Here is an 18,198-nt window from a genome sequence, read left to right as displayed (position 1 = left end):
GGATAATCTTTTTCAGATTCAATCAATAATTGAACCGCTCTTTCTCTGATTTCAGGGGTATATTTTAATTTTGTCATCGGGGTAGTCTCTCAGAATATTGACTCTCCGACAAACCCGGTACGGTTCAAATTTGAAGTTCAAACAGAACAATTACTTAGGGAAACTAAATTTGATGATAAGAGAGTAGCTATTTTTGGCTTCGGCCCTATGCCATGCCTAATAGCATTAGGAAGTAAATTAGGAAATAAAGGGAAATTTATACCTATGCTTATGTATAGGGATGGAAGTTGTTGGATGTGGCCTGATCTTATATGTACAACCAAAGCGTATGAAATTAATAATTTCAGTGAAATAGAAGATTGTACTGAAATTACTATTAGATTGAATCTCACTGCTGATCCAGAAACCTCTAAAAATAAGGCTGTTGAATTAGGACATCCGGTAATTAATATTACTGCTAAACCAGAATATATGGGGAATGGAGCAATAAGAAATCCTGAACGAGGACTAAGTTTCATGCAAGATATTCATGCGTTATTTCATAGTCTAACAGATAAAGGAATTACCAAAATTCATGTCTTACCATGTGCATCCAATGCTGCTTGTATATGGTTTGGACAAGCATTTGATCTGCATCATCCTGAAATGGTTATTTATGATTACTTAAATAATTCAATGGTTCCAAGACTTCAAATTCGAAATAATGGAAGCAAGAATGAAATCGCTGTAATTTAAACAGTATATTTGATAGTACTTTCATACCATTAGATTTAAATATGACATTAGTAAATGGAGTTTAGCTCTAATGGGGCTTTGTTGCATAAATATCTAAGACTATGATTTTGTTTAATTTATTTTTGGATTAAAATTTAAACAAATCCTTAAAAATCAGTATCTTGAAGAATGTTTATACAACAAAGCCGTTTTAAACTAAAAAATGTTTGTAATACTATTTTATTTAAATCACTCTGCGATCTAGGTATTAAATTTAAGACTTTCCATGGTTTTAAATAATCTTGCAGATTTTTTTGTGGTTCGAGAATATTTAAATCTTTATTAATATCAAAATTTGAGGGAATTCCATTTGTATTTTTTGCTAATAATTCCTTAACTAAATTTGTTGGAATAGCTCCATTTAAATGAACGTGTAAATCACCCTTAGGAAGATTCACTATCATATCTTCATTAATTTTTTGTAGTGCAGACATAAGTGTAGAAATTAATATAGCTGATTGAATTTTATCATAAAATCTATTTCCAAGTTATTTATTTTTAAATTTTTCTATTTCAATTCTGAATGGCTTTGTTGCACAAACCTATCTGTAAAGGGTTTTTCAGCGATATAATTTTCAAATGAAGAAGCCTACACACAAAATCTACCGCACAACCAATTGGCCCGCATATAACCGAGCACTCATGAGTCGAGGAAATATTGCCATTTGGTTTGATCCTGCTACGCAATGATATGCTCCATCAAAAGGCAAACAAGGGCGAAATCAAATCTACTCCGACGCAGCCATCCAATGCTGCTTAATGATTAAATCCTTATTCCGTCTATCTTTACGTATGGTCACTGGCTTTGTGCAAAGTCTGATTAAACTTTGCGGATTAAATTGGACCGCACCAGATTACAGTACGCTTTGTAGAAGACAAAAGCATATTGATATTGTAATCAGCTACCAAAAAAGTAGCGATGGGCTGCATCTACTCATGGACTCTACAGGCATGAAGTTTCTAGGTGAGGGCGAATGGAAACGCAAGAAACATGGACCTGAATATCGTCGCCAATGGCGTAAACTTCATATTGGTATAGATGCTAAAACCCTACAAATACGAGCAGTTCAGCTTACAACCAATAATGTCAGTGATTCACAGGTGCTTGGTGATTTACTTAATCAGATTCCACAAGATGAGCGGATTGACTCTGTTTATACCGATGGGGCTTATGACACCAAGCAATGCCGTCAGGTCATTGCAGATCGGCAAGCGCATGCGGTGATTCCACCTAGAAAAAATGGAAAGATACAAAGAGTAGCTCGCTAGAGCGAAATGAATTACTTCGAACAATTAAACGTTTAGGCAGGACACTATGGAAAAAATGGTCAGGCTATCATCGGCGAAGTTTGGTTGAAACTAAGATGCATTGCATCAAATTATTAGGAGATAAACTCAGTGCAAGGAGTTTTGATAGCCAAGTGAATGAGATCCATGCACGTGTAGCAGTCCTTAACAGATTTACGGAATTAGGTCGACCACTTACCCAAGTTACGCCTTAAATTTGGCTCAATTAGGGGCGCTTTGCATTTCAAATCTTTGTGCAACAAAGCCACTTCAAAGTAGAAATGTCTGGTCTGGATTGTTGCCACTCTAATTTGAGTTTAAAAAAGCTAGCAAATCTGCTAGCTTTTTAAGATGATTATTCTATTTTTTAGAATTTAATAAACCAAAGAAGTTCTCTCCATCGTTCTCTAAGTCTTCAAAAAACTTATAAAACGATTGGGCAATAGCCTTATTTTTGACAATAATACCCACAGGCACTGTTGTTAAAATATTTGTGGATGAATCACTAACGTGAATAATCAAAACACAAAAAGAGTCTTTCATAACCAAAAGCTCAAAATTACCGTCAAAAACTACACTACTTTCCTTAAACGTTAGAAAGTGCTTGGCTCCTGCCTCAGCTGTGATTAGTTTTTTATAACTTGCGATTGATTGTTTATCATTTCTGTATGCCACTGGTAAGAAGCATTTAAAGTTTTTGGTAATTGTGGTTGTCGATAAACGATCAATAAAATCACTAAATCTATCTGACTTACCCCAAAATTCATCTGATGGAGCTAACCAATACAGCTGTTTATCATCATTATTCTGGTCTTGATATTGTTTGATTGTTTTGAAAAACAGGTCTGAATTTTCCTTAGAATATATTGGCCCGATAAAGTATTCATTGGATTTGTGTTCTAGCTTAAATAAGCGATCTAAATTAAGCTTATTCTCGCTAAAAATAGATTCAACTGAAAAAGTATCCTCCATATCTAATTCATGGAGTACCTTTAGAATATCCTCAATATTTTGTGGCTTCTTAGCTGATCTAAGAGCAGCGTAAAGAGAATCTTCGATTTTGTTAAGATTTTCCATGTGATTAAAATCACTAATCTCTGTAGGTGTATAATTCTCATCAAGCGTCAATGGTAATGTAAAACGACGAGAATGGTCTCGCAATTTTTCCACTTGGCTCATTTTATACAGTTGCAGCTTCTTTTCATCCACTGATGGATTCAACTTAACTAATCCTTGGCTGAAATAAAATCGAAAATTTTTCTGAAACTCCTTACTAACCAAAGACTCACCATTTGAAAGGTATTGGTTAGAAGCATCTAATTTAATTGAATTTGCCCCATTGTCAGATGCGTTGGGATTAACTGGCTCAGGATTCAAGCCAATCATCTCAAAACTCATCTTTTGAATATTGTCCTCAATCTTATTTACATAAGGAATTGCACAAACATCCGAGAATGCTTTCTCAAGTCGCTGAGTCAGAGCAAATCGATCATCTTCAAGATGTTTTATCTGCATTTGTTTTAATAATTTAGTTAATAGCACATCTGTTTCATGATTAGATAACCCTAAGAACCGCGCTATTTTTTCAGCAGAAAGTGGTGCAATTACCAATAGGCGCAATACCATAGAATCAATAAAATCTAAGGTATCTGTTGTGGTATAGCTAAATGCCACATTGAATAGTTGTGATGGCAATGTAACATCTACGTCATGATAGCTTCTTAGTGAATTTTCCATGAGTTATACCCCTGCCTTTCTATATTTTTTTGATCTATTTTTATTAATGTGCGGATTGTTTTGTACTATTTTGACAATGGCGCGTTTTGAAATATATCGATATTCTAAAGTCTGATTTTCACGGCACTTGATGTAATTTAATACGCGTCCTAAAGGTAAGTTACTGTTGACTCCTTGCCACATTTCTGACGCACCAAAGATTACAAGACGATCCATTGCGCGAGATAAAGCCACGTTCACACGATTTGGTGACTTCAAAAATGCAGGAAACTTAGTTGGATCATTTCGCGTAACTGAGAGAATGATGATCTTATTCTGTTTACCTTGATAACTATCCACCGTATCAATACGCACAATTGATCTCAATGCATCTGACACTTCACACAAAGAGAAGGCTTTTCTTAACCGGTTTTTTTGCTCAGCATAGGTACAAATTACACCAATAGCAGGCTCTTTAAGGGAATCAGGCTCTGGCACTAATTTATTTAACAAGAGTTTGTCTTGGTCAATCCGCTGAAGAAAATCGATAATTTCATTAATTTCATGTGGGTTATAAATACTACTACCTTTCTCCATTTTGAAATGCTCAGCATTCCCAGTATCCACCCAAGTAACTGTTGAATTCAATTCTATTACGATGTCGGATGCATAGTTATCAGGCACAATCCGCTTTAACTTAATTTCTTTCAGCTCTTCATCACTTAAACCACGAGAATCGACAACTTCAGTTTCAAGTTTTCCTTCATAAAAACAGTCTGAAACTAATTCGCCGATGCTCGGACTCATTCGGTACTGTGACAAGAGTTCTGAACTAGCCTTTAGTCCATAATGTGAATTAAAGATACGGCCAAAGTCGCTTTGTAATTTATCTTCCAAATCATCATCTGATATCTTAAGTTGCTTAGCTAAAGCCTTTATATGATCGCTCGAATATAGTGGAGGAAGTTGGTCTTGATCCCCAACTAATAAAATACGTGCACCTGACTGCATTGCAATTGCCAATTCTGAAGCGATTGAACGTGCTGCTTCATCAATAATCACCCAATCAAATACGTGATTGGCGATTCCAATACTTTGTTGGCCAACACCAACGCATGTGCCACAGACTAATTGCCTTGTTTTGACCAGAAAACTTTCATAATTAGCATTTTGGCTTTCAATTAATGGTTCATAATCTAGGGCAATATTGATCAAGGCTTTCGCTTTAAGTCCTTCCTCATTAGATACCCCGTAGTATTGATTAAGTGCTGCGAACGTAATCATGTCGATCTTATTTAACTGGTTTAATACTGTTATCTCTTTATCATTGATACAGTCTTCCAGTTGATCCCAAAAGTCTTGATTTCCGTCAAACATGCTCTTCAGCTTATGCATTGCTGATTTGAAAGCCTGGGTATACTCTTCTAATGAGAAACTAAACTTTTGATCAAGATCATCTTGGTCGATTGACTGATACGCAGATTTAAGACTATTTAAAATAGTGACTCTGATTTCATAAAGATCGCTCAAGTATTCAGCTTCAAGTGATAAATCTTTTGCAAGCTCAAGCACTCTTTCTTTAATATTAGACTTAAACAGCTCTATCTGGCTCGTAATAATTGAGCCTGTATAGACATCTTTTAATTCAGGAGACACAGCACTCTCTTTATTGCTTATTCGAGCAATACTTAATGGTGTGTCATACTCTGTGCATAGCTGACGTATACGCTCAACACTTGTATTTACAGCTTCGTGCGACTGACTAACAATTAAGATGTTAGATACATTTTGTTTATCATAGAGATAGTGAGCCAGTATAGAGATAAATTCAGTTTTGCCGGTTCCTGGTGGTCCCTTTAATAGTGATACAGGTCCATACTTAAGCACATTACGGAACGCTTTACGTTGTAATGGATTGAGGGCTTTAACCAATTCCCCATTTTTGTATTTGTTATAGTGATCTAGATCTTCATCAGGCACTTCAATCTCATAATCTTTTGCTTCAATCACTAATGATGGTTCAAAGTAATCTACGAGATTTTCAATGACAGCCTTATTACTCAGAATATTTGTCAGAGCATCTGCACGTTTCCGATTAGATGACTTATCTGCCTTGCTTTGTAGAAACAGTGTTGCTTCTTCAGGAACTTCATTTGTTTTTTTACAAAAATCGATCCACAATTCTCCGACTTTTGATTGCGCAATATTCACCGTACCTATGCAGAAAGTGTAATCACCTCCCGCCCCAGTTTCTTTAGTGCACATTACATCGACTTTATCGGTCTTTGAAAATTTAGCTGAAACATCTTCTGCAGAGTCATAGTATGCAATAGCACTCTTTGAATCTTTAAAATGTTTGCTCGAAACTATCTTTAACGGCTCAGACAGAGTGATTGTAGGATGTGCATGACGCTCAGTCGCCATGACTTTTTTCCACAACTCTTTCGTTTCAATATCAATTAAGTGGCTATGTGTAGGCAGATGACTCATTGGCTGTGCCATAAGCTCATCAGTAGCTATAACATCGCCTATCTCTTCTTGTAATGCTTTTTGTTCACGCAGAGCCCGTAATGTTTCCTCTTTCTCTTGAGTCCTTTTGAGCTGTGCTTGCTTAAACTGTTCAATAGCATCCTTAAAGTTTTGATCTTTTGCTAAGAAGTCATTTAACTCTACAATGTTGTCACGCTTACTCATCCCAGATATCGGGTGGACTTCAATGCTAACATCAATAGTCAGATCTGCATCCCTACTAGCCTTCCACCACAGGTCTTGTTTTTTGACAAAATCAAGGAAACTTAATTGATTTTCATGGGGCTTATAAAACCCTTTTAACATGCCATTGATTCCGCTAAGTGTAAATCGAAAATCCCCCTCACTTGCTGCCTCAAGTTGGATATAAACTTTGCCGTTTTCGGGATAAATCGTAAAGGGCGTCTCAACCTTACTTGTATAAATACTAATCTGAGGAGCTTCTTTTACAATAGCACCCTTACATTCAAATGCCTCTATAAAGCGAGAATTATCAATATAGCGTACACTTGGATCTTCCATTCCTTCTATGCTCAAGGCTGTATTTAGCCAGGATAAAGTAGGATCCATTGAAGCCACATCATCCACAGCCAAGTCTATATCGTATAGATCTGCGATTAATTTCAATGCAGTAAAGTTGTCACACTGAATGACTGTTGGATCTTCAATATCAGATGGGAAATAAGCATTAGAAGAATCAGGTTGTGGTACTTCAGGATGGAAGCAATCATTAAAACTAACTTTCAAGTTTGTTTTATCTACTAGAATCTTTTCATCATCCAAGTTTCCATGTTGAAAGCCATGCTCATGAAATTTTTTCAGAGAATGCAATAACTGAAGTGAAAGTTCATTTTTTTCATCCTCAGTTAAGCCCTCAATAACCGTTGACCAAGCTTCACCCTTTACCATTTCAGTTACTAGATACACACATGCTGTGCTAGTTGATAAACCAAAATCAATAATCTTAGGAAGGTATGGCAAATTGAGAGCCTGCGTCATTTTAAGTTCTTCAAAGAATCGCTTAAAACAACTCTTTTGATAAGTTGTCATTGCAGATGCAACTTTACCCATCCATGTTTTGACTAACATGTTGCCTGATGCATAGAGTGTAAAATTTTGGTTAGCATCAATAGGCGCGCCAAATATCGGGTAACTGATATAGGTATTTGTCTGATTTAAATATGGATTCAGTACATCTGCATCAAGTTCATAACTAACTTGTTCAGCAGGTTTTTGAGCTAAGAAATCTTGGAATACTGCACATGCATTATCATATTTCCCTGTCAAAGCTCGTGTTAAAATACGCTCTAACCAGTGGTTCTGATCTCGCTCCTCAAGACTAAATTTTTTCAATGAACGTGGGCTCAGTCGAGCATTCTTCCAAATATGAAGGATTAACTGCCCTAACCAATACACATCCTTTTGTGCAGCTGTCAGCGCAAGATTCGGAAGATGAGCTGTTGTATTCAAAAATGGGAGTTCGTTAGCCAGTTCAGGGTCAATTTTCGAGGGCTGTGTTTGATCATTTGCTGCCGAAAAATTGGATAGCAATATCTCCTTTTTATAAGAGATCCACACACTATGATCACCCACATCACCATGAGTAATTCCCATTTGATGTAGGTGATTAAATTTACCAAGCAAAATCTGGAATAAATCCAATTTCTCAGATTCAGACATTTTCTCAGCATAAGCGCCGATGAATTCGTTGACTCGATAGCTGTTCTCAGGCAACTCATACAACTCATTATATTTTGATGTCATGTCATCAAGACTTGGGTTTGTAATCGGGTGCAAACAACTTTGATAAAGATCAGGCTTTTCTGTTTTAATTTTTTGGAAAACCCGGCGCTCATTGCAGATCAAGTTGAATCGATGTTGAGGCTGACTCATTCTTGAGTTACTCAACTTGAATTCATTAAAATCCCAACAACGCATTAAAGATTTTTCACCAACGATGGTCAATGAATGCGCTTTATACTCGCTATAAATCTTTTTAGGATGCGGTAAGATCAAGTCACCTCGTTCATGATTATTAATAATCAAAGAGCGTGGTTGAATTTGGTCAGGCGCAAAAATTTCATCAATAATGGCGTGATATTCTTTTTTAATATCATATATGCGACCATCACGTTCCAGATGCTTGCGGAACATATTATTAAAATTCTTCTGTTGAGCTAATTGTATAAACTCATCTATCGAAAGAATGTGCTCTAAATCTTCTGGAGGCAGGCGCGAATAATCTGCTTTACCACACATGACAACAAAGTGAGAAACACTTTGGTAATGAAATGTAATGCCCTTAGCTTTCTTTTCTGAAACTTTATCCTTTAGTTTATTAACTATAATTTGCATTTTTTTTACATTTTTAGCTACAGGGCATGAATCTTGCTCTTTATTACCTACGTACCATTTTCCTGCAACTTTTGTAATTTCCTTACCGTTCCAGTCCTTGAATTCAATGACCAAAATGTTTGCATGAGTAATAATTAGGAGATCATATTCAAATTTCTCAGAACTACCTTTCGCTACTGCTTTTTTTCCATTTTTATGCATAAATTCAAAACCAGCATATGCTCGCCAGTTTTTAGTTTTTTCGCCACGATCAAAGACCTTTTTAATCTTATCAATTGCTTTGAGTTCGTGCTCGTATATACCTGTCTCTGGATATGTAACTTTCATATTAAAAGATTCTTTATTTAAAATGTCTTGCTTTTGCACATACAACAAATAAGCGTCAAAAATGATGCTAAATTTTTATTAACATAAAGTAATGCTATATGTACGGTGTCTTTTAGAAAAAATACTTAGCGTAAGAATTTAGTTTTTTCAGGTTGATGGTTAGTTTGGCCAAATAAGCCCTCCGAAGGTTTTTTATATTCAGTTTAGGATTGTATTTAAAATAAAGTCTGCCAAATATTTTGGTGTAAAACCTGAGTCTTCTAGCACGATCATCATTTAGATGATCTAACTCAATCATTCGTTTAAGCAAAACGTATTTCACTTAACGGTTCATAATGTGACTTATATTACATTTAATTTTTGAGTATTCAAAATTATTTTATTGAATTATAAGAAAAAAACTTAAGGAATTCCTTAAAATTTGATGACAATGGTCATATCTCTAATCACTAAAAAGACCAAAAATAGATATCTACCCATATCTCTCGGACAAATTAACTCTATTTTATAAAAGTATCAATAAATTCATTAGGTTCATGAACCAAAAATTTATAATTATTTTTTTATTTATATAAGTTATTGAAAATAATAAATAAAATTATTAAAAGTTTTATTAACTAGACTTCAGGTGAACATAAGTTAAAGTTCGAATTAAAATGAATAGGGTAGTCGCAATTTCCAAAAAATGACAGCTCATGTGTCGTTTAGATACTAACAATTTGTTTATTATAACAAATCTTAAGCATGTTAGCTGTCGTCATTCTTTGATACGGTCTACGTACTACCGTACAATCATCAGCTATATTCATGGTGTTACTTTGCATAATTTACATTTTCTGCATTCAAACCAATCAATCCAAAATTACGTGCACGTTCGAGACACATAAGCTGTCATTGACGACACATGTAATGTCACTGGTTGCGTTCGTGCGTCTATTTCCGTTGAACTATGCTATACCTTGAATAGCCAGCTACTCGGTTCACTGAAATACTGACCGACACGTTAGATTTCAGTTTTAAATCAAAATAGCGATCAATCGTCACAATTAGATGTTTTACATAATCAAAAACTACATATGTTAAATCCTTTAAATCATTGTTCTGGTGTGCAACTTCAATAAATTCTGAAAACAACGCTACACCTGTTTCGTTGGCCAGATTCGCTAACTGATTATCCAATCCGGCAATTGCCGTTAATTCTGATGCAATCACCACTTTATGCATTGCTGTTTCCGCTTCAATGCCTTTGTACTCAATCCCCTTGTATATATAGACATCGTTTTCTCGTTTGCCTTGGTTCCAAGGGTTATCCGTACCATCCAGTCTAGGCATGCTGTACGGTCGTTTTAGTTTTGCTGGAGGTGTTTGTTTAGCGGTGACTTCATAAAGGTTAAATACGCAATCTGTGTAGCGTTTAAGGCTATGGTATGTCAAAGCTTGCTGTTTGGCGGTCAACTCCCGTGGTGATACATGATTCACCAAGGTTTTGAACATTTCTAATGATTCTGGTGTGAACGATCCATCTTTTTTTGCATTGTCCATCAGGTCTTTTTTAGCCCATTTATGCTTTAGTTTTTCCGCTTCAGCATCAGATATTTTCTCTCCCCGATACACGTATCCACGCGCTGCGTTTGAATACTCAAAATCTGCTCGTTTTACTGCCTTGTAGACCATTGTTTTTGTCATTTGTTTTGCACCAGTTTTTCCCATAGTTGTGGCGACCGCTTGAGGGCTTAACACGTACCCATTCTTTTTCGCTTCGGTCGTAACACCAAAACTCGTACCCTAAACAACAACGTTTATTCACGACATAGCGGTAGGTGTTGCAGATCGTAAGCATATTCTCAGTGGCGTTAACTTCCCAAGGTTTAAACGCAATAAGCTCTGTTATTGCTTCCCTGTAAAGTCGTGTTGCTTTGGGATTATTGAATAAGATCCGTTCTTTTTTTGAGGTCTTAGTGATTGCATTCATTTCGTCCACGACCTCACTAATGCTTTTAGCCAATCATCCATCAAATCAACTAAAATTGCCCGTTCTCTGCCTGTTGGATATGCGCTTAACTTCATATTCCAACTATTTGCCGACTCTTCTGTGCCGTGCACCAAAAACCCATTTTGTTGATCATTTTCAGCCAGCTTATCCGTCACCCAACATTCAAACAGTCTGGCAAAGATTTCTGTTGGCTGTGACCAATACATTGACCGTGATTGATCTAGGTGCATGGCGTTATTCATAAAGCCCGTACCGCCTTGTCTTTCTTCGTAATCAAGGTATTTGGTTGACTTAAAAGTAAGATAATTAACCAGCTTGATAAACTTATCTGCAGTCTGGCCATCTTTAAGATGTTTGTATGCTGACTCTTGATGATTCTGTACTGAGTAACGCCCTTTACTGGTGTAAAGAAAGTATTCGCTAAAAAAGTTATTATTGAGTCCGTTTCGTTTTGCCAAAACACAATCAAATCCGTGCGCGAACTCATGGGCTAGTGCTCCAACACCTTGCGTCTTGGTCAAATGAATAAGCATATTACCTGGTTCAAAGTGAGCTGCTGCGCTATCAACGCCTGTGCCACGCGAACCGAATGCTATTCCTAGCTTACCGCCTAAAGATGCGAACGTAACGGGTAGACCTAGAAGTTCGACAAGATCCATTAGTGAGTCATACGTGCAATTCAGAAACCATGCACGTTCCTTTTGATTTACCCAATTGCCGAACTCGACTCCAGAAAATTTGAAATAGTCCATAAGCAACTGGCTATCGATGTTTTCACCCTTTCGATGGTCCTTACCCTCGCGCACTTCAACTCTGTCGTAGCGCGGTCTTTTGGGTGGTTTTGCGCGTCCTTTTTTGGGTTCTATGACTCGTTCATCTAAAATTGGCTGAAAAAATGTTTTTACTTTTTCTAGTGCTGCATTGAATGTGTCGTATTCCGTCCAATCATCTAGTGTTTGAAACCGCTTTGCTGAAATGGATTTAACGGCATACCACTTATGTTGACCAGTCTCAGTGTTTAATAATTTTTTGGCACCATAATTATCCGTATCAAGTACACGATCGTCTGGCCATCCTAAAGGGATTAAGTTTTTTAAGCGTAAACGTGTGTCTGAACTAAATGATAGTGGGTGTTTAACTCTGCGATTGGTATGTCGTCCAGCTGAGTAGCGTTCTAAAATATCTTTTTCACTTCGTCCAGCACCAAACTTAACGGTCATGTACGCATTAAAGTCGTCTGTCAGTTGTTCTAAACGTTCGTAGTGTGAGCTTTCATATTTGTTTTTTAAGAAGTGTAGCGTAGCAATGTAGGCATCATCCCATTGCTTTTGACCTATGCTAAACCAACCGCCCCCTAAAGGCTTGTTGGTTAAGTTTGCATAGACCAAAGAAAATAATAGTGCATGTTTTACAGGTTTATGGCCAGATTGGGCATCAGCTCTAAAATCAGGCTTTTGCCAATATTCCTTTTTAGTCACTAGGCTGTCAGACTTAATTCCATTCATGTTGCCTGAGAAGTCTGGTGATGGGTTGTCTTTACGTGCACCAGCAAACTTTTTACCTACATCCGTAATAGGACCATCTTTTTTTTCATTACTATTTATTTCTTCAGTCATAGCTAAACCACATAATTGTTAGTTGCGTATATCGTCCAAGATCTCTGACAGATCAAACAGATTAATATCTTTGAGTTTCGCTTCAGCATTGATGCGCTCAAGTAATTTCATAAAGCCAACAAAAATAATGTGTGGTATTGGTCTATTGTTGATATGCACGGGTGTTGACCAAGTGCGTACACGCGTTTCGCATATTTCAAGCCCTTGTTCTTCAAAAAGCTTGATCAATGTCGGGATGTCTTTGTCTAGTTGAGTAAGGGCTAATAACGACCGAAATACATCATTTAAGCTAATAGAGTGGTGATGATGGTTCGGATTGTGCTGTTTTCTATTGTCGCCCTGTTGTTGATTAAAGTAATGATGGTTTTCGCGGTTTTGAGATGGTCTGTTTAAATATTTCATTTGTTATTAAGCTCCAAAAAGATAGCTGTAAATCAGGTACAAAATAAAAGTTATTGTTAATCCCGACACCAATAGAGAATTGATCGGGTAATTTTCTAAGTTAAAAGGTTTTCTGTGATAGCTCACTCCCCAATCTGAAACAGATCCTCGCTCTACGGCACTGTAAAAGTTAGTTTGTGAGGCGTTTAAACGGTTGTTGTCTACTGATATGAATTCCAGTTTGCACAGCAATTCGTCACTCAGGTAGTTAAAGAAAGTCGTTGGTGCACCATTTGATAGGATGTGTATAAAACCGACCTGTTTTTGGGTATAACCCATTCGCTCATACGCTTTTTGAAATTCGTGCGTTAAAGTCGCACTAAACTTATCCCCCTTATTTTTGGCAATCAGTTCAATTGGTGGCTCAGCTCCAGCCTGAATAAGCTTGGTGAATTTAGGACTACCACAACCCCAATTTTGAGAGATCCAAACACCGCGTTTTGTGTCGTGAATCAAACCATCAACAATGACCACGGCTGCATCACCGATGTCGCCGTTTTCTTTTTCTGTAAATTCGGTGTTATCAACGTCTTTTCTGAATTCTTCAGGCATTGGCCTTAAAACTTCTAAAAGATTGGTACTGTCACTTTGTACATGACCAGTAGCCAAAATCATCGACTCAATTTTTTTTAGGGCATGTTCAGGTACTATCAATACTGAATGTACACGCTGGTCATACGCATCAGATTGAATGTCTTGAGCTTCGGTATTCTTTTCAATAGTGCTTAATTCCATATTATTTCTCTGCCTGGGCTTTCTGGTATTCAACTGCAGTCTTCATTGAATATTCGGTATCATCTTCGTGCTCTGTACCAACCATGCTTTGCTGACCTTGGTATATACCTTTAACAGCATTGACGAATGCGTTATGCGCCGTAGCGTTGTAATACGTTAAGTTTCCAGCACTGGTCGAATCATTGAATGTCAAAGTATTAGGAACATGCCAAACTGCTGAATAAGCCTTGCCATCGATAACAACAATAGGTTCAAACTCGACCGCTTCACGGTGCTTGGTTTCATTCCATGGTGTATAGAAAACAGTATTGTTTTTGAGGTTGTAGACCTTGAATACGATCTGGCCAAGATTCCGTATTTTGGCCTCTTTGTTGTATGCCTCTAAAACCTTGTCTTTTTGGAAGTCTGTAATTTCAAGCTCAGGGTTCTTCGTAATCACCAGTGTTTCATCAGTCGTTTTAATCTCAGATGGAACGTAGATTTTTGAACCTTTAGGGAAACGTCCTGATTTCTCCAATGCGGATCTAAACTTGTTATTTGCATCCAAGAAGTTGCCAAACTCACTACTGAAGTAGCTGTAAAAATTTGATGCACTGGTGAACATGCCAAACTGATTCACCCGAACAATTTGCTCAGATACAGTGGATGCTAAACTTGCATATGGTTTGCCCGACACATCAATTTCGCGCCATTTGTAGTTACGTACACCTACTTCTTTGTCGCATGCATCATTAAACATAGATGTAGAAACAATATCGCCGTCCAAGCGCTTCACATAAGCAACCGGGTAACTGCGGATAGGTGCCATACGAACAGCTTTGTTTGAATTGGTGTAAAAGCCAGATGACGAAATGATATTTTGTTCAGATGATTTAATTTGATAACTTCGTAATGTATTTAGCTGTCGATCAAAGCTATCAATTTCAGATTCATATAAAACATCACCCTCAACAGATGTTGCGATTGAATAAGGGGCATACATCACATCGCCCTGAACTTTATCCATGATCTGCTCAGCTTCAATACGATATAACGGCTGTGAGAACATGCCATTTGATGCCAAAGCTGGTAGATCTCCCCCTACACCAAAATTACACGCTACTTTGTGGTTGGTGGTAGAAAGGCTTGATTGAGGTAATTTGTAGTTAGATGGATTGTAAGTGGTAACACGTTCATCATATTTGCGAACTTGTTCCTCAACTTTCTTTTCAATGGGATCTATTTGTTCTTCTTGAGATGCAGTATCAGTATTTGAAGGCTCTAACTTATCACAACCAAATAGTAAAACTGACAATATCGCTATGGTAAGGGTTTTCTTATTCACTACTTAATGACCTAACTTAAAACTACTAATACCCCACATTATAATTAAAAATAAGTATTAATGAAGTGGTATTTAATAGTTTAAGGACTTTTAAGCGAAAAACCCAATATCATTAATTAGTTTTAACGAACATTCTTTTAATGCAACTTCATAACCGCCGTTAATATTAAATGTAAAAGCAAATGGTAGCATTTTATCAATCGCAAATATCTTCTCTAATAAGTCGTTGTTTTCTGCAGATGGCTTATCCTTTAAGGCATATTGCATGGAAAACTTAGCATTTATACCCGTGCTTTTATATACAGCATTTATTTGTTCTTTAAGGCTTTTTTCCACTTCTTGCACAGTATTGAAAATAAAATTCTGATTAACAGTGAATTTATCAGTTTTCAAAGATCCAAAGGTCCACGCCAGACTCTCCGAAACCACATACCCTAGAACAGTCTGCAATTCTTCATCTTCAAATTTGTGATAATGAACGTATGATTTAGTTTTACCGTTAAAATATAAAATAGAAATGGAGAACAACACCTCTTTGTGAGCATATTTAAAAGGTACTTTAACAAGACTATAAAAGTTTAAGAGCTCAACGTTGGAGGCTTTAGACATATTTTTTAAAAAAATTTTAAAGACATTAAAGTGATTATACTAAAAATATCAAAGAAATGTTAAAGGGTTTTAAAATGGATACAGTTGTTCTAAAAAATAGTTTAATTGCTAGTTTAGTTTTTGTATGTGTGTTCCTGGTGTTCCAAAACATCGACCATAGAGTTTCTGAACGTATACAGCTTGAGTCAACCAGTGCAGCATTCGAGTCGCTTGATAAAGACTTTTCTGCGATCAAAAGAAATGTGGATACTGAATTCAATAAGCTCCCGAAGTACGTGAAGCCAAGCAAAGAGCAATCGATCAATGATGCATTGGAATTCATTAAATTCTCGAAACAGACCTTTACTGACACAATGGCCCAAAATGAAGAACTTTTAGCAGAAGTTAAGGGTTTTGAGAAAAAGGCAAATGATGTTTTAGAAAAATAATAGTTATTTTAAAAAGAAAAATGGGAAGCTATAAGCCTCCCATTCTTTTAATGTCGTAAGAAACATTTAAATTTTGTTCTTAAAAGTATTATAGTAAAACTAATAATTTATGCAAATACTTTTAACAGAAATATCTAAAAGGTCTTTAACACTCAACGAATCCGAATAACTTAGACAGTGTGAATAAATTGTTAAAGTAGTCGAGTGTATATGTAAAACATTGGTATACCCATTAGAGATATGCGAATTATTATATATGTAAAACCTAACATACTTTTTAGTCGTATCTTGCGTAAAACTTACCAGATAATCTTTTGTGTTTTCATTTATGTTATCTTCGTATTGCTCTGTTATGCTCAGGATCTCTTTGCTGTTCAGCCAATAACTGCCTGTTTTATCTTGTTTAATCTGTTCCAAAATCAAATTATTTAATGACTGGTACTCTTTCGTTATTGCTTTGGCATATCGTTTTGATGACTGATGTTCTTTCCAGTCAATTTTTGCTTTCTTAAACAGTTTGAAAGCTGTAACCGCGCACAATATAGCTGAGATGGTACATAATATTATTCTACTACTATCACCTATAATGCCAATCATTCCTAAATGCACATCTTTTGAGAATAAACCGTTCAAAGATAGGTATACGCCAAAGATACAAAAACTTAACGCAAAAACCACAACTAAAATTAAAGTTGCTCTAATTAAAAGCTCATTAAAAGTAATTTTTCTTAAACTTTTGGTATAAAGCTTAATCTTATCTTTTTCAGATTTTAACATTTTAGCCAAGAACTTATGTTCTCTTTTTCCTCTGCTAAAAGGTGGTGTTACAGCATCTTTAAAAGTCATGTATAATCAAAAGTATTTTAACGTTCCATTAAATATACACTACACCTGGGCCTATTTAAAATGAAACATTATAGAATTATCGCTATTTTAATACCTTTAATATTTTCAGGTTGTGCAGCAAGCCACTCAGACAAAGAGCTTGTTGACTCTTATTACAATGACCAACAAAAAACAATAGAAAGCGATGTAGATCAACTCGTTAATTCCTACTCCGCTAAAGTCGTTACTCAGTACTACCCTGAACCATACTTCAATCCAACCAAGCCAATACCGCATTATTACGCTTTAAAGCTTGATGAAATGGGTATCCCTTACCCAAAAGAGCTTGTATACGACAATGCCGACTATAATTTTTATAAAGAGCAGGCTAAGTTTAATGCAAACAATAATGACGTAATTGATACAGATCACCACGATCACTAAAACTTTTTTATCGTAGGTGTTTTGTTGAGGGGCGTTTCTTGCCGAAACCTTTCTTAACCCCTTAGTGTATGAGGGTAAAAGATTCATACTATATTTTAGAAAATACACTTGATGGAGATAAAGACCAAAAAATCAAAGTGTTGAGAGTAAGCCAGTATGATACTTTTTATTACCCTCATACATTATCTTCTGAACTATCTTCACTCCTTTTTTGATTGGCTTCTTTGATAACATTTTCAATAAAACAGATAACTAAATTTAAAGCGATTAAAAATAATACGATATAGCCAATAGTTTTTAGAGTTAGTACAAAGTTATTGAATACATAAGTTGATGCTTTTCCTATTCCTATATAAACCACATAACATGCAAATATAACCAATGCTATTGCACTAATTGAAATTATTGCAAGTCCAGTATTTTTTAAAAATGAGCGCAATAAGTATTTATCGAATTTAGAATTATTCATAGCCATATACTATCCTTCATAAAAATTTCATTTTCTAACATTGAACGAAGCGCAACTATTGCTGCACCACCGCCAACAATAATTATGATAAAGCCGAATAAAAAATTGAGATTCATGTTTGCAGCTATGTTTAATTATTTAGATTTAAGCAACTTAATTAGTAGCATTACAATAGTTATTGTACGAGAGTACTTTACTCTAGAGGTGGTCCCACTTGTTTGAACAACTAAAAGCGTATTTATAAGTGATATTCCGCTCTAGTTAAGCCACCTTGTTTTGTTGGGGTAGCTGATCATAGTAAAACTCATTTGGTGTCATTTTGTCTA

The 18,198-nt window shown here is 36.0% G+C and carries 14 protein-coding genes and 1 pseudogene; 4 read left to right on the top strand and 11 right to left on the bottom strand.

Annotated elements, in window-relative coordinates; genetic code table 11:
• Positions 1-45: 45 nt before the first annotated feature.
• The gene (locus FTV08_RS15155; RefSeq protein ID WP_257221274.1) at positions 46-735 is read left to right on the top strand and encodes an SAVED domain-containing protein; all 690 of its coding nucleotides are present in this window, start codon (positions 46-48) and stop codon (positions 733-735) included.
• Between the two features lie 146 nt (positions 736-881).
• Here FTV08_RS15155 and FTV08_RS15150 read toward each other — a convergent pair whose 3' ends face one another.
• Entirely contained in the window at positions 882-1,208 is a 327-nt protein-coding gene (locus tag FTV08_RS15150) for a hypothetical protein (RefSeq protein WP_005028412.1), read from the bottom strand.
• A gap of 145 nt (positions 1,209-1,353) precedes the next feature.
• Between FTV08_RS15150 and FTV08_RS15145 the strand changes: the two are divergent.
• Positions 1,354-2,276: pseudogene (locus FTV08_RS15145) on the top strand (IS5 family transposase).
• Between the two features lie 145 nt (positions 2,277-2,421).
• On the opposite strand, the gene FTV08_RS15140 reads toward FTV08_RS15145, so the two are convergent.
• The 8 genes from FTV08_RS15140 to FTV08_RS15105 all read right to left on the bottom strand — a co-directional run bounded on the left by FTV08_RS15140 (position 2,422) and on the right by FTV08_RS15105 (position 15,706).
• Positions 2,422-3,798: a hypothetical protein gene (locus FTV08_RS15140; protein ID WP_005005738.1), complete on the bottom strand. Its 1,377-nt coding sequence runs from the start codon at positions 3,796-3,798 to the stop codon at positions 2,422-2,424.
• Between the two features lie 3 nt (positions 3,799-3,801).
• Positions 3,802-9,027, bottom strand: coding sequence for an AAA domain-containing protein (locus FTV08_RS15135; protein ID WP_005005740.1), 5,226 nt, complete (start codon positions 9,025-9,027; stop codon positions 3,802-3,804).
• An 894-nt stretch (positions 9,028-9,921) separates the two neighbouring features.
• Positions 9,922-10,728 carry a hypothetical protein gene (locus tag FTV08_RS15130; RefSeq protein ID WP_010591556.1) on the bottom strand — a complete coding sequence of 269 codons (807 nt, stop codon included), beginning with the start codon at positions 10,726-10,728 and terminating at the stop codon, positions 9,922-9,924.
• A gap of 228 nt (positions 10,729-10,956) precedes the next feature.
• On the bottom strand, positions 10,957-12,597 hold the full coding sequence (locus tag FTV08_RS15125; RefSeq protein ID WP_005005743.1) for an LPD1 domain-containing protein: 1,641 nt from the start codon (positions 12,595-12,597) through the stop codon (positions 10,957-10,959).
• Between the two features lie 18 nt (positions 12,598-12,615).
• Positions 12,616-12,999 (bottom strand): hypothetical protein, encoded by a 384-nt coding sequence (locus FTV08_RS15120; RefSeq protein WP_042892771.1) that lies wholly within the window; start codon positions 12,997-12,999, stop codon positions 12,616-12,618.
• A 6-nt stretch (positions 13,000-13,005) separates the two neighbouring features.
• Positions 13,006-13,773 carry a hypothetical protein gene (locus FTV08_RS15115; protein ID WP_180058714.1) on the bottom strand — a complete coding sequence of 256 codons (768 nt, stop codon included), beginning with the start codon at positions 13,771-13,773 and terminating at the stop codon, positions 13,006-13,008.
• Between the two features lies 1 nt (position 13,774).
• Entirely contained in the window at positions 13,775-15,097 is a 1,323-nt protein-coding gene (locus FTV08_RS15110) for a hypothetical protein (RefSeq protein ID WP_180058715.1), read from the bottom strand.
• A gap of 90 nt (positions 15,098-15,187) precedes the next feature.
• Complete coding sequence (locus FTV08_RS15105) at positions 15,188-15,706, bottom strand: hypothetical protein (protein WP_180058716.1); 519 nt, start codon at positions 15,704-15,706, stop codon at positions 15,188-15,190.
• A 74-nt stretch (positions 15,707-15,780) separates the two neighbouring features.
• On the opposite strand from FTV08_RS15105, the gene FTV08_RS15100 reads away from it, so the two are divergent.
• A complete protein-coding gene (locus FTV08_RS15100; RefSeq protein WP_005005748.1) occupies positions 15,781-16,134 on the top strand; it encodes a hypothetical protein in 354 nt (117 codons plus the stop codon).
• Positions 16,135-16,233: 99 nt separating this feature from the next.
• On the opposite strand, the gene FTV08_RS15095 is transcribed toward FTV08_RS15100, so the two are convergent.
• Positions 16,234-16,980, bottom strand: coding sequence for a hypothetical protein (locus FTV08_RS15095; protein WP_005005749.1), 747 nt, complete (start codon positions 16,978-16,980; stop codon positions 16,234-16,236).
• 60 nt (positions 16,981-17,040) lie between these two features.
• Here FTV08_RS15095 and FTV08_RS15090 point away from each other — a divergent pair, with 60 nt between their 5' ends.
• Positions 17,041-17,403 carry a hypothetical protein gene (locus tag FTV08_RS15090; RefSeq protein WP_005005750.1) on the top strand — a complete coding sequence of 121 codons (363 nt, stop codon included), beginning with the start codon at positions 17,041-17,043 and terminating at the stop codon, positions 17,401-17,403.
• Positions 17,404-17,578: 175 nt separating this feature from the next.
• On the opposite strand, the gene FTV08_RS15085 is transcribed toward FTV08_RS15090, so the two are convergent.
• Positions 17,579-17,878 carry a hypothetical protein gene (locus tag FTV08_RS15085; protein ID WP_005005752.1) on the bottom strand — a complete coding sequence of 100 codons (300 nt, stop codon included), beginning with the start codon at positions 17,876-17,878 and terminating at the stop codon, positions 17,579-17,581.
• Positions 17,879-18,198: the final 320 nt, after the last annotated feature.

Origin of the sequence: Acinetobacter sp. YH12226, from assembly GCF_013417805.1 — a bacterium.
GTDB lineage: Bacteria > Pseudomonadota > Gammaproteobacteria > Pseudomonadales > Moraxellaceae > Acinetobacter.
The sequence above is the reverse complement of the archived record's forward strand: the minus strand, read 5'-3'. Positions and strand labels throughout refer to the sequence as shown.